At 58.9% G+C, this 21196-nt stretch carries 21 protein-coding genes and 1 tRNA gene; 16 read left to right on the forward strand and 6 right to left on the reverse strand.

All coding sequences use genetic code 11. The features are described from left to right. Positions 1 to 34 precede the first annotated feature (34 nt). From aspS to nadA, 16 genes are all read left to right on the forward strand, one after another. The gene (aspS, locus tag A8O26_RS17530) at positions 35 to 1810 is read left to right on the forward strand and encodes an aspartate--tRNA ligase (protein ID WP_016983822.1); all 1776 of its coding nucleotides are present in this window, start codon (positions 35 to 37) and stop codon (positions 1808 to 1810) included. 129 nt (positions 1811 to 1939) lie between these two features. Continuing rightward, positions 1940 to 2686 carry a YebC/PmpR family DNA-binding transcriptional regulator gene (locus A8O26_RS17535; protein ID WP_007912738.1) on the forward strand — a complete coding sequence of 249 codons (747 nt, stop codon included), beginning with the start codon at positions 1940 to 1942 and terminating at the stop codon, positions 2684 to 2686. A gap of 158 nt (positions 2687 to 2844) precedes the next feature. Then, positions 2845 to 3372: a crossover junction endodeoxyribonuclease RuvC gene (ruvC, locus tag A8O26_RS17540; protein WP_007962095.1), complete on the forward strand. Its 528-nt coding sequence runs from the start codon at positions 2845 to 2847 to the stop codon at positions 3370 to 3372. A gap of 114 nt (positions 3373 to 3486) precedes the next feature. Next, positions 3487 to 4095: a Holliday junction branch migration protein RuvA gene (gene ruvA, locus A8O26_RS17545; protein ID WP_003227522.1), complete on the forward strand. Its 609-nt coding sequence runs from the start codon at positions 3487 to 3489 to the stop codon at positions 4093 to 4095. After that, positions 4096 to 5157, forward strand: a complete 1062-nt coding sequence (gene ruvB / locus A8O26_RS17550; protein ID WP_034153417.1) for a Holliday junction branch migration DNA helicase RuvB — start codon at positions 4096 to 4098, stop codon at positions 5155 to 5157. 127 nt (positions 5158 to 5284) lie between these two features. After that, a complete protein-coding gene (gene ybgC, locus A8O26_RS17555; RefSeq protein ID WP_064119107.1) occupies positions 5285 to 5752 on the forward strand; it encodes a tol-pal system-associated acyl-CoA thioesterase in 468 nt (155 codons plus the stop codon). Next, complete coding sequence (gene tolQ, locus A8O26_RS17560; RefSeq protein WP_008080223.1) at positions 5742 to 6437, forward strand: protein TolQ; 696 nt, start codon at positions 5742 to 5744, stop codon at positions 6435 to 6437. Before ybgC ends, tolQ begins: the two co-directional genes overlap by 11 nt. 23 nt (positions 6438 to 6460) lie before the next feature. Continuing rightward, on the forward strand, positions 6461 to 6913 hold the full coding sequence (gene tolR / locus A8O26_RS17565; protein WP_161806672.1) for a protein TolR: 453 nt from the start codon (positions 6461 to 6463) through the stop codon (positions 6911 to 6913). Then, positions 6913 to 7980: a cell envelope integrity protein TolA gene (gene tolA / locus A8O26_RS17570; protein WP_064119108.1), complete on the forward strand. Its 1068-nt coding sequence runs from the start codon at positions 6913 to 6915 to the stop codon at positions 7978 to 7980. The genes tolR and tolA overlap by 1 nt, the downstream gene beginning before the upstream one ends. A gap of 17 nt (positions 7981 to 7997) precedes the next feature. Beyond that, positions 7998 to 9278 (forward strand): Tol-Pal system beta propeller repeat protein TolB, encoded by a 1281-nt coding sequence (tolB, locus tag A8O26_RS17575; protein WP_172828178.1) that lies wholly within the window; start codon positions 7998 to 8000, stop codon positions 9276 to 9278. A 52-nt stretch (positions 9279 to 9330) separates the two neighbouring features. Next, a complete protein-coding gene (pal, locus tag A8O26_RS17580) occupies positions 9331 to 9828 on the forward strand; it encodes a peptidoglycan-associated lipoprotein Pal (protein ID WP_003178634.1) in 498 nt (165 codons plus the stop codon). 6 nt (positions 9829 to 9834) lie between these two features. Further along, on the forward strand, positions 9835 to 10674 hold the full coding sequence (gene ybgF / locus A8O26_RS17585; protein WP_064119109.1) for a tol-pal system protein YbgF: 840 nt from the start codon (positions 9835 to 9837) through the stop codon (positions 10672 to 10674). 166 nt (positions 10675 to 10840) lie between these two features. Beyond that, the gene (queE, locus tag A8O26_RS17590; protein ID WP_064119110.1) at positions 10841 to 11488 is read left to right on the forward strand and encodes a 7-carboxy-7-deazaguanine synthase QueE; all 648 of its coding nucleotides are present in this window, start codon (positions 10841 to 10843) and stop codon (positions 11486 to 11488) included. A 1-nt stretch (position 11489) separates the two neighbouring features. After that, a complete protein-coding gene (gene queC / locus A8O26_RS17595) occupies positions 11490 to 12182 on the forward strand; it encodes a 7-cyano-7-deazaguanine synthase QueC (RefSeq protein ID WP_064119111.1) in 693 nt (230 codons plus the stop codon). Between the two features lie 62 nt (positions 12183 to 12244). Then, a tRNA-Lys gene (locus A8O26_RS17600) sits at positions 12245 to 12320 on the forward strand. 271 nt (positions 12321 to 12591) lie between these two features. Next, entirely contained in the window at positions 12592 to 13650 is a 1059-nt protein-coding gene (nadA, locus tag A8O26_RS17605) for a quinolinate synthase NadA (RefSeq protein WP_064119112.1), read from the forward strand. A 134-nt stretch (positions 13651 to 13784) separates the two neighbouring features. Here the strand turns inward: nadA and A8O26_RS17610 are convergent, their stop codons facing one another. The 6 genes from A8O26_RS17610 to gcvH all read right to left on the reverse strand — a co-directional run bounded on the left by A8O26_RS17610 (position 13785) and on the right by gcvH (position 21111). Beyond that, the gene (locus A8O26_RS17610) at positions 13785 to 14273 is read right to left on the reverse strand and encodes an RDD family protein (protein ID WP_064119113.1); all 489 of its coding nucleotides are present in this window, start codon (positions 14271 to 14273) and stop codon (positions 13785 to 13787) included. A gap of 97 nt (positions 14274 to 14370) precedes the next feature. Then, positions 14371 to 14583 (reverse strand): cold-shock protein, encoded by a 213-nt coding sequence (locus A8O26_RS17615; protein WP_003227496.1) that lies wholly within the window; start codon positions 14581 to 14583, stop codon positions 14371 to 14373. Positions 14584 to 14986: 403 nt separating this feature from the next. Continuing rightward, positions 14987 to 16111 carry a glycine cleavage system aminomethyltransferase GcvT gene (gene gcvT, locus A8O26_RS17620; RefSeq protein WP_064119114.1) on the reverse strand — a complete coding sequence of 375 codons (1125 nt, stop codon included), beginning with the start codon at positions 16109 to 16111 and terminating at the stop codon, positions 14987 to 14989. A gap of 173 nt (positions 16112 to 16284) precedes the next feature. Then, the gene (locus A8O26_RS17625) at positions 16285 to 17661 is read right to left on the reverse strand and encodes an L-serine ammonia-lyase (RefSeq protein ID WP_064119115.1); all 1377 of its coding nucleotides are present in this window, start codon (positions 17659 to 17661) and stop codon (positions 16285 to 16287) included. A 202-nt stretch (positions 17662 to 17863) separates the two neighbouring features. Next, entirely contained in the window at positions 17864 to 20716 is a 2853-nt protein-coding gene (gcvP, locus tag A8O26_RS17630) for an aminomethyl-transferring glycine dehydrogenase (protein WP_064119116.1), read from the reverse strand. 11 nt (positions 20717 to 20727) lie between these two features. After that, the gene (gene gcvH, locus A8O26_RS17635; RefSeq protein ID WP_064119117.1) at positions 20728 to 21111 is read right to left on the reverse strand and encodes a glycine cleavage system protein GcvH; all 384 of its coding nucleotides are present in this window, start codon (positions 21109 to 21111) and stop codon (positions 20728 to 20730) included. Between the last annotated feature and the right edge of the window lie 85 nt (positions 21112 to 21196).

Raw genomic sequence — 21196 nt, forward strand, 5'->3', positions numbered from 1 at the left:
CCGAATTTCGAATTACGAGAAGCGAACCACTATCATGATGCGCAGCCACTATTGCGGCCAACTGAACGAAAGCCTGGAAGGTCAGGAAATTACCCTTTGCGGATGGGTTCACCGTCGTCGCGACCACGGCGGGGTGATTTTCCTCGATATCCGTGATCGTGATGGTCTGGCTCAAGTGGTATTCGACCCGGATCGCGCCGAGAGCTTCGCTGCTGCTGATCGTGTGCGCAGCGAATACGTAGTGAAGATCACCGGCAAGGTGCGTCTGCGCCCGGCCGGTGCGACCAACGCGAACATGGCTTCGGGCATGATCGAAGTGCTGGGCTATGAGCTGGAAGTGCTGAACGAATCGGAAACCCCGCCGTTCCCGCTGAACGAGTTCTCCGACGTGGGCGAGGAAACCCGTCTGCGTTATCGCTTCCTTGACCTGCGTCGTCCGGAAATGGCCGAGAAGCTGCGTCTGCGTTCGCGCATGACCACCAGCATCCGTCGCTTCCTCGACGAGAACGGCTTCCTCGACGTCGAGACGCCGATCCTGACCCGTGCCACCCCTGAAGGTGCGCGTGACTATCTGGTGCCGAGCCGTACTCACGCCGGTTCGTTCTTCGCCCTGCCGCAATCGCCACAGCTGTTCAAGCAACTGCTGATGGTCGCCGGTTTCGACCGTTACTATCAGATCGCCAAGTGCTTCCGCGACGAAGACCTGCGCGCTGACCGTCAGCCAGAATTCACCCAGATCGACATCGAGACCAGCTTCCTCGATGAAAAAGAGATCATGGGCCTGACCGAAGAAATGATCCGCAACCTGTTCAAGGAAGTGCTGGGTCTGGAATTCGGCGACTTCCCGCACATGACCTTCGAAGAAGCCATGCGCCGTTACGGTTCCGACAAGCCAGACCTGCGTAACCCGCTGGAACTGGTCGACGTTGCCGATCAACTCAAAGAAGTCGATTTCAAAGTGTTCAGCGGCCCGGCCAACGACCCGAAATGCCGTATCGCTGCACTGCGCGTTCCAGGCGGTGCGAGCATGCCGCGCAAGCAGATCGACGATTACACCAAGTTCGTCGGCATCTACGGTGCCAAGGGCCTGGCGTACATCAAGGTCAACGAGCGCGCTGCCGGTGTTGATGGTCTGCAATCGCCGATCGTGAAGAACATCCCGCTGGAAAACCTCAACGCCATTCTCGATCGCGTTGGCGCAGTCGATGGCGACATCGTGTTCTTCGGTGCCGACAAGGCCAAGATCGTCAGCGAAGCCTTGGGCGCACTGCGCATCAAGCTCGGTCACGACCTCAAGCTGCTGACCTGCGAGTGGGCGCCAATGTGGGTCGTCGACTTCCCGATGTTCGAAGAGAACGACGACGGCAGCTTCTCCGCACTGCACCACCCGTTCACCGCACCGAAGTGCACGCCGCAAGAGCTCGAAGCCAACCCGGCTGGCGCTCTGTCCCGCGCGTACGACATGGTCCTGAACGGCACTGAGCTGGGTGGCGGTTCGATCCGTATCCACCGTAAAGAGATGCAACAGTCGGTATTCCGTCTGCTGGGTATCAACGAAGCGGAACAGGAAGAGAAGTTCGGCTTCCTGCTCGATGCGCTGAAGTACGGTGCACCGCCGCACGGTGGTCTGGCCTTCGGTCTGGACCGTCTGGTGATGCTGATGACCGGCGCCCAGTCGATCCGTGAAGTGATTGCCTTCCCGAAAACCCAGAGTGCTGCCGACGTCATGACGCAAGCGCCGGGTGTGGTGGATGCCAAGGCATTGCGCGAGCTGCACATTCGTTTGCGCGAAACGCCAAAGGCTGAGTAAGACGGGCCTGAAGGCGCATCTTCGGATGCGCCTTTTTTCTTTCTATAGAGAGCAGGTCGAGATTTTTTTGTTTGCTGGCCGCTGCATGAGCAGGGCGGGCAACGTTTCAAAGAGAATTCGGAGCGAGTTATGGCAGGTCATTCCAAGTGGGCGAACATCAAGCACCGCAAAGAACGTCAGGATGCCAAAAGAGGCAAGATCTTCACCAAGTGGATCCGTGAACTGACCGTTGCGGCCCGTCAGGGCGGCGGTGATCCGGGCTCCAACCCGCGTCTGCGTCTGGCCCTGGACAAGGCGTTGAGCGCGAACATGAGCCGCGACATCATCGACCGTGCCGTTGCGCGCGGCGCCGGTGCCACCGAAGCGGACAACGTTGAGGAGCTGACCTACGAAGGTTACGGCCCGGGTGGCGTGGCGGTGATGGTCGAATGCATGACCGACAACCGCAACCGCACCGCAGCGGCTGTGCGCCACGCGTTCAGCAAGTGCGGTGGCAACCTCGGCACCGACGGTTCGGTGGCGTATCTGTTCGAGCGTAAAGGCCAGATCAGCTTCGCGCCGGGCGTCGATGAAGACGCGCTGACCGAAGCAGCACTGGAAGCCGATGCCGATGACGTGGTCAGCCACGAAGACGGTTCGATCGACGTGTTTACTTCGTTCACCAGTTTCTACGCCGTGCGAAACGCGCTGGAAGCCGCTGGCTTCAAAGGTGATGACGCGGAAATCGTCATGCAGCCAACCACCAGCGCCGAGCTGGATCTGGAAGGTGCGGAGAAGGTGCTCAAGCTGATCGACATGCTTGAGGATCTGGATGACGTGCAGAACGTCTACTCCAACGCGGATATTCCGGAAGACGTGGCCGCTCAGCTCGGTTAAGAGCGGCTAGGCTTCAATGTGGGAGCGAGCCTGCTCGCGAATGCGGATTTTCAGGCAACATCGTTGCTGACGATAAAACCGCTTTCGCGAGCAGGCTCGCTCCCACATTTGTTATGGGTTGGTTTGAAAATCGTGCTTTTACCGAATCTGCAGGCGTTATGACTTTAATTCTTGGTATCGACCCCGGTTCGCGCATTACCGGTTACGGGATTGTTCGCGATACCGGGCGTGGCGGCTGTATTTATGTGGCTTCGGGCTGCATCCGTACCGGTGCGGGTGAGTTGCACGAACGTTTGCAAATCGTTTATCGCGGTGTTCGCGAAATCATTCAGACTTACGGCCCGGTGACCATGGGCATCGAAAAGGTCTTCATGGCGAAAAACGCCGATTCGGCGTTGAAGCTTGGCCAGGCCCGCGGCGCTGCGATTGTTGCCGGTGCCGAAGAGTGCCTGGAAATCGCCGAGTACACGGCCACTCAGGTCAAACAGGCGGTTGTGGGCACAGGCGCCGCCAATAAAGAACAAGTGCAGATGATGGTCATGCACATGCTCAAGCTCACCAGCAAACCGCAAATCGATGCCTCGGACGCCCTCGCAATTGCCATTTGTCACGCGCATACACGTTCCAGTCTGCTGCCGCACGGCTTGGGAACGGCACGCAGTCGTGGCGGGCGCCTGCGTCTCTGATAGCATCAGCATCAATTTTCCTGAAAGCGGATTCCTGCGCCTGAGTCGTCGGCCCGAGATTCGCCTTTCGACAGTCGCCAGCCCACGGTTGGCCAACGCTCAAGGATCTGAAACGTGATTGGACGCTTGCGCGGCACCCTGGCTGAGAAACAGCCGCCGCACCTGATTCTGGATGTAAACGGCCTCGGGTATGAGCTGGAAGTGCCCATGACCACCCTTTATCGTCTGCCGTCGGTCGGTGAACCGCTGACCCTGCACACCCATTTGGTCGTACGCGAAGACGCGCAGTTACTCTATGGTTTTGCCGGCAAGCGTGAGCGAGATTTTTTTCGCGAGTTGATCCGTCTCAATGGTGTCGGGCCCAAATTGGCCCTGGCCTTGATGTCGAGCCTGGAGGTCGACGAACTGATCCGCTGCGTACAGTCGCAAGACACCTCGGCGCTGACCAAGGTGCCGGGCGTCGGCAAGAAAACTGCCGAGCGTTTGCTGGTCGAACTCAAAGACCGTTTCAAGGCCTGGGAAACCTCGCCGGCCATGTTCGCGCTGGTGCCGAATCAGCCGGACGGCCCGGCGCCGGTCAACACCGCCGAGAACGACGCGGTCAGCGCGCTGATTTCCCTGGGTTACAAGCCGCAGGAAGCGAGCAAGGCGATTACCGCCATCAAGGACAAGAATTTGAGCAGTGAAGACCTGATCCGCCGTGCCCTGAAGGGAATGATTTAAGTGATTGAAGCTGATCGTCTGATCACCGCCGCGCACAGTCCGCGCGAGCGCGAAGAAGTCCAGGATCGGGCCATTCGCCCGGTCAGTCTCGCCGACTACATTGGCCAGCCAACCGTGCGCGAGCAGATGGAACTGTTCATTCAGGCTGCCCGTGGCCGTAACGAATCTCTCGATCACACGCTGATCTTTGGCCCGCCGGGTCTGGGTAAAACCACCCTGGCCAATATCATTGCCCAGGAAATGGGCGTGTCGATCAAGAGCACTTCCGGCCCGGTGCTGGAACGCCCGGGTGATCTGGCGGCGCTGCTGACCAACCTTGAACCGCACGATGTGCTGTTTATCGACGAAATCCATCGTCTGTCGCCGATCGTTGAAGAAGTGCTGTACCCGGCGATGGAAGATTTCCAGCTCGACATCATGATTGGCGAAGGGCCGGCAGCGCGCTCGATCAAGCTTGATCTGCCGCCGTTCACGCTGGTCGGCGCCACGACTCGCGCCGGCATGCTGACCAATCCCTTGCGTGACCGCTTCGGTATCGTTCAGCGTCTTGAGTTCTATAGCACGGCCGATCTGGCGACGATTGTCAGCCGTTCGGCAGCCATTCTCGGCTTGCCGCTGGATCCGGAAGGTTCTTTCGAGATCGCCCGTCGCGCCCGTGGCACGCCGCGAATCGCCAACCGCCTGCTGCGCCGGGTGCGTGACTTCGCCGAAGTGCGCGCCAAGGGCCACATCACCAAAGCGGTGGCGGATCTGGCGTTGAACCTGCTGGACGTCGACGAGCACGGTTTCGATCATCAGGACCGGCGCCTGTTGCTGACCATGATCGAGAAGTTCGATGGCGGTCCGGTCGGGATCGACAGCCTCGCCGCTGCGATCAGTGAGGAGCGCCACACGATTGAAGATGTGCTGGAGCCGTATCTGATTCAACAGGGTTACATCATGCGCACGCCACGGGGCAGGGTGGTGACGCGGCATGCGTATCTGCACTTCGGTTTAAACATTCCGTCACGAATGGGCGAAATGCCCGTGGCAGATGAGTTTCTCGATGCCGTGGACGACTAATACACATTTGTTGTCGATTTATTCAGGGTTTGTACTGTCAGAGGACGGTACTTTTGCAGTAATGCCCCGAAACCATGAAAAACAGTTGCCTGGCCGGATTGGCAACCTGAGGAGTAAGCACTAGAGTATGCGCGCGCAAAACGGGCTTGAGCCGTTCGCACATCGTTGTCGCGTTTATTACGAGGACACCGATGCGGGCGGCATCGTGTATTACGTTAATTACCTCAAGTTTATGGAACGGGCTCGAACCGAGCGGCTCCGCGAGCTGGGCTTTGCCCAATCGCAGCTTGCCGGGGAGGATCTGTTGTTTGTCGTGCATTCCAGCGAAGCGCGTTACCACGCGCCGGCGCGACTGGACGACGAACTGCTGGTAAGCGCTGAAGTAATCGAATTGAACCGTGCCAGCCTGCGCTTTAAACAGCAGGTCAGGCGGGCTACGGATAATGTGCTGCTCTGCGAGGGGCAGTTTTTGGTGGCCTGTGTGCGCACTAACAGTTTGAAACCCCGGGCCCTTCCCGAAGATCTGCGTGCGGCCTTCGCCGACGCGGTCGGCCCGGGTACACACTCAAAGCAGGAGATAAAGCGTGGAAGCTAACGTCGTCGACCATTCCTCCATGTGGAGCCTGGTCAGCAATGCCAGCATCGTGGTGCAGTTGGTAATGTTGACTCTGGTGGCCGCATCGGTGACCTCATGGATCATGATCTTTCAGCGCAGCAATCTGCTGCGCGCCGGTCGACGTGCCCTGGAGAGCTTCGAGGAGCGCTTCTGGTCGGGTATCGATCTGTCCAAACTGTACCGTCAGGCCGGGAGCAACCCGGACCCTGATTCGGGCGTGGAGCAGATCTTCCGTGCCGGTTTCAAGGAATTCTCCCGTCTGCGTCAGCAGCCAGGTGTTGACCCTGAAGCGGTGATGGAAGGCGTGGCCCGTGCCATGCGCGTTGCCATCTCCCGCGAAGAAGAGAAGCTCGAGCAGAGCCTGCCGTTTCTCGCCACTGTCGGTTCGGTCAGCCCGTACATCGGCCTGTTCGGTACCGTATGGGGCATCATGAACTCCTTCCGTGGTCTGGCCAGCGCCCAGCAAGCCACCCTGGCCACCGTGGCCCCGGGTATCGCCGAAGCCCTGATCGCCACCGCGATCGGCCTGTTCGCGGCAATCCCTGCGGTTATCGCTTACAACCGTTTTGCTGCCCGCAGCGAAACCTTGCTGGGCCGCTACTACACCTTCGCCGATGAATTCCAGGCGATCCTGCACCGCAAAGTGCACACCAGCGAAGAATAAGCAGGTAATTTCCAATGGCTTTAATCGCTCGAGCTCGCAAAAAGCGCAAGCCGGTCGCCGAGATGAACGTGGTGCCCTACATCGACGTGATGTTGGTGCTGCTGGTGATCTTCATGGTGACCGCGCCGATGCTCAATCAGGGCGTGAAAGTTGATCTGCCCAAGGTTTCCAGCGAAGCCTTGCCGCAGGACAACAACACGCAAGTCCTGACCATTTCGATCAAGGCTGACAAGACCTACTACTGGAACCTTGGCAGCGAAGTCGATACCGAGAAGCAACAGGACAGGGCCATGACCCTGCCGCAAATGACCGACGCGGTGACCAAGATCATTCGTGCCGGCACTGAAGGCGGCAAGCGTACCCAGGTCTTCATCCGCGGTGACAAGACCGTCGATTATGGTTCCGTCATGGGCGCCATGGGCGGGTTGCAGAAAGCCGGGGTCGGTAATGTTGGTTTGATTACCGAGGCCCCCTGATGCAGCAACAGCGAGAGCCGTCCGCCTCGGAAAGCTACTTCTGGCCTAGTGTTCTGGCAATTGTCCTGCACGTGCTGGTGTTCGGCATGCTGTTCGTCAGTTTTGCCTTCACACCAGAGTTGCCGCCGGCCAAGCCGATTGTCCAGGCGACCCTGTACCAACTGAAATCGAAAAGTCAGGCAACCACCCAGACCAATCAGAAGATTGCGGGTGAGGCGAAGAAATCCGCCGCGCGCCAGACCGAAGTCGAGCAGATGGAACAGAAAAAGGTCGAGCAGGAAGAGATCAAGGCCGCTGCGGAACAAAAGAAAGAAGAAGCGGCTCAAAAAGCCGAGGAAGCCAAGAAGGCCGATGAGGCTAAAAAAGCGGATGAAGCTAAAAAGGCGGATGACGCCAAAAAAGCTGACGACGCGAAGAAAGCCGAAGCCAAGAAGGCCGAAGAGAAACAATTGGCTGATATAGCCAAGAAGAAGGCTGAAGAAGAGGCTAAGGAAGAAGCCAAAAAAGAGGCTGCTGAAGAAGCCAAGAAGAAGATCGTCGAAGACGCGAAGAAGAAAGCCGCCGAAGACGCCAAGAAGAAAGCTGAAGCTGAAGAGGCGAAGAAGAAAATAGCCGACGAAGCGAAGAAGAAAGCTGCTGCCGATGCTGCGAAGAAGAAAGCGCAGGATGCGGCACGTAAATCGACCGAAGACAAAAAGGCTCAGGCCTTGGCCGATCTGCTTTCCGACACGCCGCAGCGCCAGCAGGCCTTGGCCGATGAGCAGGGTGACGAAGTTGCGGGCAGTTTCGATGACCTGATTCGTGCGCGGGCTGCAGAAGGTTGGGCGCGTCCACCTTCGGCACGCAAAGGCATGACGGTCGTGCTGCAGATCGGCATGTTGCCGGACGGGACGGTGACCTCGGTCAGCGTGTCCAAGTCCAGTGGCGATGGTCCGTTCGATGCGTCGGCAGTCGCGGCAGTCAAGAATATTGGACGTTTGACAGAAATGCAGGGAATGAAGCAGAGCGATTTCGCTCCGTATCGTTCATTCAAGATGACATTCACACCTGAGGATCTAGCCTTGTGAGAAACCTTCTTCGAGGAATGCTGGTCGTGATCTGCTGCATGGCAGGGATCGCGATGGCTGATGAAAAGAATATTCTGGTCACCAGCGGCAGCGATCGGGCTACCCCGATCGCCGTCGTACCGTTCGGTATGCAGGGCGGTGCCGTGCTGCCGGACGACATGGCTGAAATCATTGGTAACGATTTGCGCAATTCGGGCTACTACTCGCCGATTCCAAAGCAAAACATGATCAGCCAGCCAAGCCAGCCGAGCGAAATCATCTTCCGCGACTGGAAGGCGGTAGGTGCCCAGTACATGATGGTCGGCAGCATTGCTCCAGCAGGCGGTCGTCTGCAGGTGCAGTGGGCACTGTTCAATGTGGCCACCGAACAGAAAGTGGCTGACGGCAGTGTTTCCGGTACCACCGAGCAACTGCGCGACATGGCGCACTTCATCTCCGATCAGTCGTTCCAGAAACTGACCGGTATCGAAGGTGCGTTTTCGACTCGCCTCCTGTACGTGACGGCTGAACGCTTCTCCGAGAAGAACACCCGTTACACCCTGCAGCGTTCGGACTACGACGGTGCTCGCGCAGTGACGCTGTTGCAATCGCGTGAACCCATTCTGTCGCCGCGTTTCGCACCGGACGGCAAGCGCATTGCCTACGTGTCGTTCGAGCAGAAGCGTCCGCGTATCTTCATGCAGAACATCGACACCGGTCGCCGCGAGCAGATCACCAATTTCGAAGGCCTGAACGGTGCACCAGCCTGGTCGCCGAATGGCGATCGCCTGGCGTTCGTGCTGTCGAAAGACGGTAACCCGGACATCTACGTGATGAACCTGGCTTCGCGTCAGATCACTCGCGTGACCGCAGGTCCTGGTATCAACACCGAACCGTACTGGGGCAAGGATGGTTCGACCATCTACTTCACCTCGGACCGCGGCGGCAAGCCACAGATCTATAAAACCAGCGCCAGTGGCGGCGGTGCCGAGCGTGTGACCTTTATCGGTAACTACAACGCCAACCCGAAACTGTCGGCGGATGAAAAGACTTTGGTGATGATCCATCGTCAAGATGGCTTCACCAATTTCAAGGTGGCAGCTCAGGATCTGCAGCGAGGTAGTGTAAAGATCCTCACTGATAGCACTCTGGACGAGTCACCTACTGTTGCGCCCAACGGCACCATGGTAATCTACGCCACCCGCCAGCAGGGCCGGGGAGTCTTGATGCTCGTGTCCATTAATGGACGCGTTAGGCTCCCGCTTCCTACCGCTCAAGGCGAAGTCAGAGAACCGTCCTGGTCCCCTTACCTGAAGTGAGCGGGCGCTACACGTTTTACTTAACACACTGGGGTTCATTAGGAGTTTCACGATGGAAATGCTGAAGTTTGGTAAATTTGCTGCGCTGGCTCTGGCCATGGCTGTAGCTGTAGGTTGCTCGTCCAAAGGCGGCGACAACGCCGGTGAAGGCGCTGTTGATCCAAACGCTGGTTACGGCGCAAACACTGGTGCCGTTGACGGTTCCCTGAGCGAAGAAGCTGCTCTGCGCGCAATCACCACCTTCTACTTCGAATACGACAGCTCGGACCTGAAGCCAGAAGCCATGCGCGCTCTGGACGTTCACGCCAAAGACCTGAAAGCAAACGGCGCTCGCGTTGTTCTGGAAGGCAACACCGACGAACGTGGTACTCGTGAGTACAACATGGCACTGGGCGAGCGTCGTGCGAAAGCCGTTCAACGCTACCTGGTACTGCAAGGTGTTTCCCCAGCTCAGCTGGAACTGGTTTCCTACGGCGAAGAGCGTCCAGTTGCTACCGGCAACGACGAGCAGTCCTGGGCTCAAAACCGTCGCGTCGAACTGCGTAAGTAATTCGATATGCAAACGTGCCGTCGTGCTGTAACTGTTCTGGCTCTCAGCCTCGCGCCGCTTGCGGCGTGGGCTGCGGTTCCTGTGGTCGATGACAACTCCGGTTATAACAATAGCGGGAGCAGTTATCCGCCTGCAGGTTACGGTACGAACGGCGCCTATGCCGGGGGAGCGGCTTCGGCCCCTGCCTCGGCACAAGGCATGCTGTTCAACCAATTGCAACAGATGCAGGATCAGATATCGCGCCAGCAAGGCGTGATCGAAGAACTGCAGAATCAGGTTGCGCGCATGAAGCAGGAATCCCTGGAGCGATACCAGGATCTTGATCGGCGCATAGGATCCGGCGGTGCACCTGCCGCGACTCCTGAGAATTCTTCTGCCGGTGGCGATGCAAGTGCTGCTGCCGGTGCTGCCGCTGGCGCCGGGGCTGCTACGGCTGCCCAGGCACCTGCTGCAAGCAGCGAACCGGGTGATCCGGCCAAGGAAAAGCTGTATTACGATGCCGCTTTCGACCTGATCAAAGCCAAGGATTTCGACAAGGCCAGCCAGGCTTTTGCCGCTTTCCTGCGCAAATACCCGAACAGCCAATACGCGGGCAACGCCCAGTACTGGTTGGGCGAAGTCAATCTTGCCAAAGGCGATCTGCAAGGTGCAGGTCAGGCTTTCGCCAAGGTTTCGCAGCTGTATCCCAAGCACGCCAAAGTGCCGGATTCGCTGTACAAGCTGGCTGATGTAGAGCGCCGCCTTGGTCACACCGACAAGGTCAAAGGCATTCTGCAGCAGGTGGTGGCCCAATATCCGGGTACCTCCGCCGCTCAGTTGGCTCAACGCGATCTGCAACGCATGTAAGCAAGCTTGACCCGTTTGGAAGAAACCCGCGCTTGCCGCGGGTTTTTTCGTTAGAATTCACGCCCTTTTTCTGAAACACGCTTCTTGTGGTCTGCGCGTTGGCGGGATTACCTGAAGTGCCTGACGGAGGCGGACAGCCTGTTTAGCTGTTACGCCCGTGGCGACTATGCAAGACACATTGAGAATTACCGAAGTTTTCTACTCGTTGCAGGGGGAAACGCGGACTGCCGGGCTGCCCACTGTTTTTGTGCGCCTGACCGGTTGCCCATTGCGTTGCCAATATTGCGACAGCGCCTATGCGTTCAGCGGCGGCATCGTCCGCACCCTCGACGACATCCTCGAGCAAGTGGCCGGATTTCGTCCGCGCTACGTCTGCGTCACCGGCGGTGAGCCACTGGCTCAGCCGAATGCCATTCCTTTGCTTAAACAGTTGTGCGATGCCGGTTACGAGGTCTCGCTGGAAACCAGCGGCGCTCTCGACGTCTCGGCGGTCGATCCGCGCGTGAGTCGCGTCGTCGACCTGAAAACGCCGGGTTCGAAAGAAGCCCACCGCAACCGTTACGAGAATATCGAGCTGCTGACCCGCAATGATCAGGTGAAGTTTGTCATCTGCTCGCGGGAAGACTACGACTGGGCGGTGTCCAAGCTGATCCAGTACGGTCTGGATCGACGCGCCGGCGAAGTGCTGTTTTCCCCAAGCCACCATGACCTCAATGCTCGCGATCTGGCGGACTGGGTGGTAGCGGATAACTTGCCGGTACGCCTGCAATTGCAGCTGCATAAATATCTTTGGAACGACGAGCCGGGGCGCTGAGATGACTGAACAACTGAATGGCACCGAAAAACGTGCGGTAATCCTGCTGTCCGGTGGTCTGGATTCGGCAACGGTCGTGGCCATGGCTCGCGCGCAAGGCTACAGCTGCTACACCATGAGTTTCGACTACGGCCAGCGCTCGCATGCCGAATTGCACGCCGCTGCACGTGTCGCCCGCGACTTGGGCGTGGTTGAGCACAAAGTCATCGGCCTGAACCTGAATGGCATGGGCGGCTCGGCCCTGACCGACAGCAGTATCGAAATTCCGGAAGAACTCGGCGAAGGCATTCCGGTGACTTACGTGCCGGCGCGCAACACCGTGTTCCTGTCTCTGGCGTTAGGCTGGGCAGAAGTGCTCGGCGCGCGTGACATCTTTATCGGCGTCAACGCGGTGGACTACTCCGGTTATCCGGATTGCCGTCCCGAGTTCATCGAGTCGTTCGAGCGCATGGCCAATCTGGCGACCAAGGCGGGCGTGGAAGGTAATGGCTTCCGCATTCAGGCGCCGTTGCAGAACCTGAGCAAGGCGCAGATCGTCCAGGCGGGCGTCAAGCTCGGCGTTGATTATGGTCTCACCGTGTCCTGCTATCAGGCCGACGATGAAGGCCGTGCGTGCGGTAAATGCGACAGCTGCCGCCTGCGCGCAGAAGGCTTTGCGGCTGCTGGTGTAAGCGACCCAACAGCTTATTTTTGATTATTTTCAAAAAGGTGTTGAATAGTCCTTAAAAATCAGTATTATACGCGCCACCACACAGCGGGTCGTTAGCTCAGTTGGTAGAGCAGTTGGCTTTTAACCAATTGGTCGTAGGTTCGAATCCCACACGACCCACCATATTTGGCGGTTTAGAAAATCCGGAAGGCCCACGAAAGTGAGGATTTCCGGGTTTTTTTTTGCCTGCAATTTCGCTACGCGTTATTTCAATACCCGCAGCGCTGACGCAGGTCAGAATCATCTTTTGTATCAACGGGATATTCTGTAGCCTTGCGCAGCTTCAATGCTGTCCGTGCCTGATAATACTCACTCTCCCGGCGGTACCCTCAAGCGGTCCGGAGCCGGGTGTATACTCGACTTTCGCGCGAACGCGCCTGCAGGTCTTGCGAACATGACGCAGATTTCCGAACGCCTTTTGGTTCAAGCCCACCTCGATGCCAAGCAGCCCAAACCGCTGACGGCTGAGGAAGAGGCTTATTACCGTTCTGCCATCGCCGCCGAGCTCAAGGCTCAGGACGCGGTGCTGGTGGCCCACTTCTATTGCGACCCGGTGATTCAGGCTCTGGCCGAAGAAACCGGCGGTTGCGTGTCCGACTCCCTGGAGATGGCTCGCTTTGGCAACGCTCACCCAGCCAAGACGGTGGTGGTTGCCGGCGTAAAATTCATGGGCGAGACGGCGAAGATTCTCAACCCGGAAAAACGCGTGCTGATGCCGACCCTCGAAGCAACGTGCTCGCTGGATCTGGGTTGTCCGGTCGACGAGTTCTCGGCGTTCTGCGATCAGCACCCGGAACGTACGGTGGTGGTCTACGCCAACACCTCCGCTGCTGTTAAAGCGCGAGCCGACTGGGTGGTGACATCGAGTTGCGCGCTGGAAATCGTCGAAAGCCTGATGGACAACGGCGAGACCATCATCTGGGGTCCGGACAAGCACTTGGGCACTTACATTCAACGCAAGACCGGCGCTGACATGTTGTTGTGGGACGGTGCCTGCATCGTTCACGAAGAGTTCAAGTCCAAGCAACTCGAGGACATGAAGGCGTTGTACCCGGACGCCGCGATTCTGGTGCACCCGGAATCGCCGACGTCGGTGATCGAACTGGCGGACGCCGTCGGCTCCACCAGCCAATTGATTGCCGCTGCGCAGTCGTTGCCGAACAAGACGCTGATCGTCGCCACCGACCGTGGCATCTTCTACAAGATGCAGCAGCTGTGCCCGGACAAGGTCTTCATCGAGGCACCCACCGCCGGTAACGGCGCCGCGTGCCGCAGTTGCGCACATTGCCCGTGGATGGCCATGAACACCCTTGAGCGCACGCTCAAGAGCTTGAAGGAAGGCGCGAACGAGATCTTTGTGGATCCGGCGTTGATTCCGCAGGCGATCCGGCCGCTCAAGCGGATGCTCGATTTCACCCAGGCCGCACGGATGAAGCTGGCCGGCAACGCCTGACATCTAAACCCAAACACGAACCCTGTGGGAGCGAGCCTGCTCGCGAAAGCGGTGTATCAGTCACCATTGGAATCGACTGATACGACGCCTTCGCGAGCAAGCTCGCTCCCACAGTGGTTTTTGGGGTATGGAAATTATTTGCTCTTCTTCGGGATTCGTACGACGCGCGTATCCGAATAGATGTCATGCCACGTACGCTTCTGCTTGTCGTACAGCGACCAGAAAAAACCCAGCCCCACGCACAGCCACGACGCAATCGACACCATGAAGCGCAACAGCGCCTGCCACAGGCTGATCGCCGTGCCATTGGCGTTCTGTACACGAATGCCCCACACCTGCATGCCCAGCGTCTGCCCGCCATGGGTCCAGAACTTGGCAAAGAACGCGAACAGCACCAACAGCAGCACGGTGGAGTAGAGCGGATCGCCATCGAGCTTGCCGGCATCGGTCATCACCCGCAGACGTTCTTCACCAATGATCGCTGCCTGGATCATTTTGTAAACGAAACCGGTGACGATCAGCAGCGCGGTACACAGCAGAAAATCATAGAACATCGCTGCCAGGCGACGACCTAGGCCAACGGGAGGAAAGTCTCCTTGGGGCGTGAGCAGGTTTTTCGACATGGCAGCCTCTGGACGCAAATGGAAGCGCCATTTTACGGATTCGCGCGCACAAAAAAGCCCCTGATATCAATATCAGGGGCTTTTTCGTTACAGAAGATTAGGCTTCTGCTTGTACTTCGTCAGCCTGCATGCCTTTCTGGCCTTGCACAGCAACGAAGGTCACTTTCTGGCCTTCTTTCAGGCTTTTGAAGCCGTTGCCCTGAATGGCGCGGAAATGCACAAACAGATCCGGACCGCTTTCTGGAGTGATAAAACCAAAACCTTTCTCGTCGTTAAACCACTTGACGGTACCGCTCTGACGTGTGGACATTTCTTATTTCCTTTGACGCAAAAATTGATGACAGCCTCTTTCTCATGAAAGAGTACTGGGGCTGGTTGCAGGAGAGTAAGAAGACGTCGAACGGGATGTAGCTAACTTGTAGGCTACTGCCCAGGTCACGATTCCAAGCTGACCCATGCAAACACAGTGGATAAACTCTACGCCAACTACGGGAGAAAAAACAAGCCCCGCGAAGGCCCCGGTTTTCCTGCGCTTGCTGGCAGTTAGTCATTCCACTAGTGCGGCTTAGACGATTAGCTTGTTCAATTGTTTTCGAACGTTATAAGCAAAGTTCATATTCGAATCGGATGTTAGAAAATGCACTTTTTTGTGGCGATTGCGTTACACATTAGTGCACGTATAACGCAATCGCGTTACTTATAGAAACAGTCAATCAACCACGATAGTAGCGTTGTGGAACAAATGGCAATTTGCTTACAAGCATTTGCACCTTTTTCCCACGCACGATGGCCCAGACCGGGGTATCGATAGAGACATAAGCACTGTCGAGGTAACCCATTGCCAACGGACCGCCCAAGGTCGGACCAAAACCGCCACTGCACACGCTGCCGATGATGTCGCCAGTTTCGTTGACGATTTCTGCGCCTTCACGCACCGGGGTGCGTTCTTGCGGTAGCAGGCCGACGCGTTTACGTGCGACGCCATTCTGCTGCTGGGCGAAAATGTTTTCCGCCCCCGGGAAACCACCGGCCCGTGCACCATCGGCGCGGCGTGGCTTGGACATTGCCCACAGCAGACTGGCTTCGATTGGCGTGGTCTCGGTGTTCATGTCGTGGCCGTACAGGCACAGCCCGGCTTCCAGGCGCAGCGAGTCGCGGGCACCAAGGCCAATGGCCTGGACTTGCGGTTCGGCGAGCAGAGCGCGCGCAAGTTTTTCCGCGTCCGCGGCCGGTACCGAGATTTCGAAACCGTCTTCACCGGTGTAACCCGAACGGCTGACAAAGCAATCCACGCCCAATAACGACACGCGGTTGAACTGCATGAAGGTCATCTTCGCGACTTCTGGGGCAAGACGTGCCAGCACCGTAACGGCCGCTGGGCCTTGCAGCGCCAACAGCGCGCGCTCTTCAAACAGCGCCGTAATGGTGCACTGATCGCCGATGTGTTGTTGCAGGTGGGCCAGGTCCTGATCCTTGCACGCGGCGTTGACCACCAGAAACAATTCGTCGTTGCCGAGGTTGGCGACCATCAGGTCATCGAGGATACCGCCGGTCTCGTTGGTGAACAGCGCGTAACGTTGCATGCCCACCGGCAGGTCGATGATGTCCACCGGCACCAGGGTTTCCAGGGCTTTGGCGGCGTTGGCGCCGGTCAGGCGAATCTGGCCCATGTGCGAGACATCGAACAGCCCGGCCTGCTCACGGGTGTGCTGGTGTTCTTTCATCACGCCGAGCGGGTATTGCACCGGCATGTCGTAGCCGGCGAACGGCACCATGCGGGCGCCGAGTTCGAGGTGCAGAGCGTGCAGCGGGGTTTTCGACAGTTGTTCGGTGGACATGCGTGGCTCCTTGAAAATTTGGGTTTGAGGTAAAGGGCAAGATTGAGATCAAGATCAAAAGCCCCTCACCCCAGCCCTCTCCCGGAGGGAGAGGGAGTTAGTTACGTTGCTCTCCCGGAGGGAGAGGGGGCTAAATGCGATGTCTCCCTGAGGGAGGCGGAGTTAATTAAGGCTCAGCACTCGATAATGTTGACCGCCAGACCGCCGCGGGCGGTCTCTTTGTATTTGCTTTTCATGTCGGCGCCGGTCTGGCGCATGGTGCGGATGACTTTGTCGAGGGAGACGAAATGCTGACCGTCGCCGCGCATGGCCATGCGCACCGCGTTGATGGCTTTCACCGAGCCCATCGCGTTGCGCTCGATACACGGCACTTGCACCAGTCCGCCAATCGGGTCGCAGGTCAGGCCGAGGTTGTGTTCCATACCGATTTCCGCAGCGTTCTCGACTTGCTGAACACTGCCACCGAGCACTTCACACAACGCGCCGGCGGCCATCGAACAGGCCACGCCGACTTCACCCTGGCAACCGACTTCGGCACCGGAGATCGAGGCGTTTTCCTTGTAGAGAATGCCAATGGCCGCCGCGGTCAGCAGAAACCGTACGACGCCGTCGTCATTCGCGCCGGGGATAAACCGCATGTAGTAATGCAGCACCGCCGGAATGATCCCCGCCGCACCGTTGGTGGGCGCGGTGACCACGCGCCCGCCGTTGGCGTTTTCTTCGTTGACCGCCAAGGCGTAGAGGTTGACCCAGTCGAGCACCGACAACGGATCGCGCAGTGCCGATTCCGGGTTTTTGCACAGTTGCCGATGCAGCGCTGCCGCACGGCGCTTGACCTTCAAACCGCCGGGCAAGATGCCTTCGTTGCGGCATCCCGCAGCCACGCAGTCCTGCATCACCTGCCAGATTTTCAGCAGGCCGGCACGGGTTTCCGCTTCCGGGCGCCAGGCGCTTTCGTTGGTCAGCATCACCTGACTGATCGACAGGCCATAGGTGGCGCAATGACTGAGCAAATCCTTGGCACTTTTGAACGGGAAGGTCAGCGCCGTGGCGTCTTCGACGATGCGGTCGGCACCGGCCGCGTCTTCATCGACGACAAAACCACCACCGACCGAGTAGTACTCGCGGCTGCGAATCTGCAGGCCTGCCGCATCAAAGGCGCGAAAGATCATGCCGTTGGGGTGATAGGCGAGAGGCTTGCGGATCATCGCCAGGTGTTCTTTCTCGTTGAACGCGATGCTGTGTTCTCCGAGCAGATTGAGCCGGCCGTTACCGCGAATTTCCTGCAGGCGGGCGGCGACGGTTTCGGTATCGACGGTATCGGGGTGTTCGCCTTCGAGGCCGAGCAGCACGGCTTTGTCGCTGCCGTGACCTTTACCGGTGGCGCCGAGGGAGCCGTACAGTTCAACGCGCACACTGGCGGTGGCTGTCAGCAGGTTTTCACGGCGCAGGCCTTCGGCAAAGCGCGCAGCAGCACGCATCGGGCCGACGGTGTGGGAACTGGAGGGGCCGATGCCAATCTTGAACAGGTCGAACACGCTTAACGACATGAGTGGTTCTCCGGTTTCTTGTTATAGGAATTGGCGAAACATCAGGCTGGTTACATCCCCTGTGGGAGCGAGCTTGCTCGCGAAGGCGGAGTGTCAGTCACCATCAATGCTGGCTGACCTAGCGCTTTCGCGAGCAAGCTCGCTCCCACAGTGTTTTGTGGTGTTCTGGAGTAAGGGGCAGGTAAACCCGCCCCTCATTCAATTAAGCGTAGCTTTCGATCGACGGGCAGGCGCAGACCAGGTTGCGATCGCCGAACACGTTGTCGACGCGACCGACCGGTGGCCAGTATTTGCCTTCGATCAGCGACGCTACCGGGTACACGGCCTGCTCGCGGCTGTACGGGTGAGTCCACTCGCCAACCAGCTCTGCCGCCGTGTGCGGAGCGTTTTTCAGTGGGTTGTCGTCCTTGTCCAGCGTGCCGTTTTCCACCGCGCGGATTTCTTCGCGGATGCGGATCATGGCGTCACAGAAGCGGTCCAGTTCTTCCTTGGATTCACTTTCGGTCGGCTCGATCATCAGCGTGCCGGCGACCGGGAAGGACATGGTCGGCGCGTGGAAACCGAAATCGATCAGGCGCTTGGCGACGTCATCAACGCTGATGCCGCTGCTGTCTTTCAACGGACGCAGATCGAGGATGCACTCGTGCGCCACCAGACCGTTGCTGCCGGTGTACAGCACCGGGTAGTGCTCTTCGAGGCGACGGGAAATGTAGTTGGCATTGAGGATTGCCAACTGCGAAGCGCGCTTCAGACCGGCGCCGCCCATCATGCGAATGTACATCCAGGTGATCGGCAAAATGCTCGCGCTGCCGAACGGTGCCGCGCAGACCGCGCCTTCCTTGCGTTCCATCTGGCCGTGGCCGGGCAGGAATGGAGTCAGGTGCGATTTGACGCCAATCGGGCCGACGCCCGGGCCGCCACCGCCGTGTGGGATGCAGAAGGTTTTATGCAGGTTAAGGTGCGAGACGTCGCCGCCGAACTTGCCCGGTGCGCAGAGGCCGACCATCGCGTTCATGTTGGCGCCGTCGATGTACACCTGGCCGCCGTTGTCATGAATGATCCCGCAGATTTCGCGGATGCCTTCTTCGAACACGCCGTGGGTCGACGGGTAAGTGATCATCAGCGCGGCGAGGTGTTCGCGGTGCTCGATGGCTTTGGCGCGCAGGTCTTCGATGTCGACGTTACCACGCGCATCGCACGCGGTCACAACCACGCGCATGCCAGCCATGTTGGCGGTGGCCGGGTTGGTGCCGTGAGCGGACGAGGGGATCAGGCAAATGTCGCGGCGCTCATCGCCACGGCTCTGGTGGTAGGCGCGGATGGCCAGCAGGCCAGCGTACTCGCCTTGCGAACCGGCGTTCGGTTGCAGCGAGATCGCGTCGTAACCGGTGGCGGCGCAGAGCATTGCTTCCAGTTCATCGGTCAGTTGCTGGTAACCGGCGCTTTGCGCGGCGGGGGCGAACGGATGCAGAGCACCGAATTCAGCCCAGGTCACCGGGATCATTTCGCTGGCGGCGTTGAGTTTCATGGTGCACGAACCCAGCGGGATCATGGTGCGATCCAGCGCCAGATCCTTGTCCGCCAGTTTGCGCAGGTAGCGCATCAGCTCGGTTTCCGAGTGATAACGGTTGAACACCGGGTGGCTGAGGATTGGCGACTGACGTACCAGCGACGCAGGAATGGTGCTCTGCACGGAAGCGGCCAGCGCAGCGAAGTCCGGCAGAGTCTTGCCGTCGGCGAACAGGCCCCACAGGGTTTCGATGTCAGCCTGCGTGGTGGTTTCGTCGACCGACAGGCCCAGACGCTGAGCGTCGATCACGCGCAGGTTGATCTGCGCAGCGTGCGCCTTGTCGTGCAGCGCGGCGGTGTGTGCGCCGGTAGCGACGGTCAGGGTGTCGAAGAAACTGGCTTGTTCGACTTTCGCGCCCAGCGCGGTCAGGCCCTTGGCCAGAATCGCGGTCAAGTGATGGATGCGGTTGGCGATCTGCGTCAGGCCTTTCGGGCCGTGGTAGACGGCGTACATGCTGGCGATGTTGGCCAGCAGCACCTGTGCGGTGCAGATGTTCGACGTGGCCTTCTCGCGGCGGATGTGTTGCTCGCGGGTCTGCATCGCCAGACGCAGCGCCGGCTTGCCGAAACGGTCAACCGAAACGCCGACCAGACGGCCCGGCATGTCGCGCTTGAACGCATCCTTGGTGGAGAAGTAAGCGGCGTGCGGGCCACCGAAGCCCAGCGGCACACCGAAGCGTTGTGCCGAACCGATGGCGACGTCAGCGCCGAATTCGCCCGGGGCGGTCAGCAGCGTCAGGGCCAGCAGGTCGGCGGCTATGGCCACCAGAGCGTTGGCGGCGTGGAAGCGTTCGGTCAGTTCGCGGTAGTCGAACACGTCACCGTTGCTCGCCGGGTATTGCAGCAGCGCGCCGAAGAACGGCGTCACGTCGGTCAGTTCACGCTCATCGCCAACAACCACGTCGATGCCCAGCGGTTCGGCACGGGTGCGCAGCACGTCGAGAGTTTGCGGGTGGCTGTGGATCGAGGCGAAGAATTGGTGGCTGCCCTTGTTCTTGCTCAGGCGTTTGCAGAAGGTCATGGCTTCGGCAGCGGCGGTGGCTTCGTCGAGCAAGGATGCGTTGGCGATCGGCAGACCGGTGAGGTCGCTGATCATGGTCTGGAAGTTCAGCAACGCTTCGAGACGGCCCTGGGAAATTTCCGGCTGGTACGGCGTGTAAGCGGTGTACCAGGCCGGGTTTTCCAGCAGGTTGCGCAGAATCGGCGAGGGTGTGTGGCAGTTGTAGTAGCCCTGGCCGATGTAGGTTTTGAACAGCTGATTCTTGCCGGCGATGCCTTTGATCATCGCCAGGGCATCGGCTTCGCTGAGGCCGTCATCCATGCCGAGCACGCTGGTGCCCTTGATGCTTTCCGGGATGACGCTGGCGCTCAGCGCTTCGAGCGAGTCGAAGCCAAGGCTGTTGAGCATGGCTTGCTCGTCACCGGCGCGCGGGCCGATGTGACGGGCGATGAATTCGTTGGCGGTGCCGAGGTTGATTTGGCTCATGTCGGTATTCCTCAGGCTTCGGCTTGGGCTTTGATCAGGCGGTCGTACGCGTCCTGGTCGAGCAGTTTGGCCACGGCCGATGCGTCGCTAGGTTTGAAGCGGAAGAACCAGCCTTCGCCCAGCGGATCTTCGTTGACCAGTTCCGGGGCGTCTTCCAGCGCCGGGTTGACTTCCAGTACGTCGCCGTCGAGAGGCATGTACACGCCGCTGGCGGCTTTTACCGATTCCACGGTGGCGGCTTCGGCGCCTTTATCGTAAGCCTGCAGCTCAGGCAGTTGCACGAACACCACGTCGCCCAAGGCGTTCTGCGCGAAAGCGGTAATGCCGACAGTAACGCTGCCGTCAGCTTCAGTGCGCAGCCATTCGTGATCTTCAGTAAAACGCAACTCGCTCATGGAAACTCCTCAGGGGGCCAGACTCGTCTGGTGGACGCGGTGGAATAGTCGGGCGCGAAGGCCCTTATTTATGAGGGGTTGATTA

Origin of the sequence: Pseudomonas fluorescens, from assembly GCF_001648775.1 — a bacterium.
Classification (GTDB): Bacteria; Pseudomonadota; Gammaproteobacteria; order Pseudomonadales; family Pseudomonadaceae; genus Aquipseudomonas; species Aquipseudomonas fluorescens_M.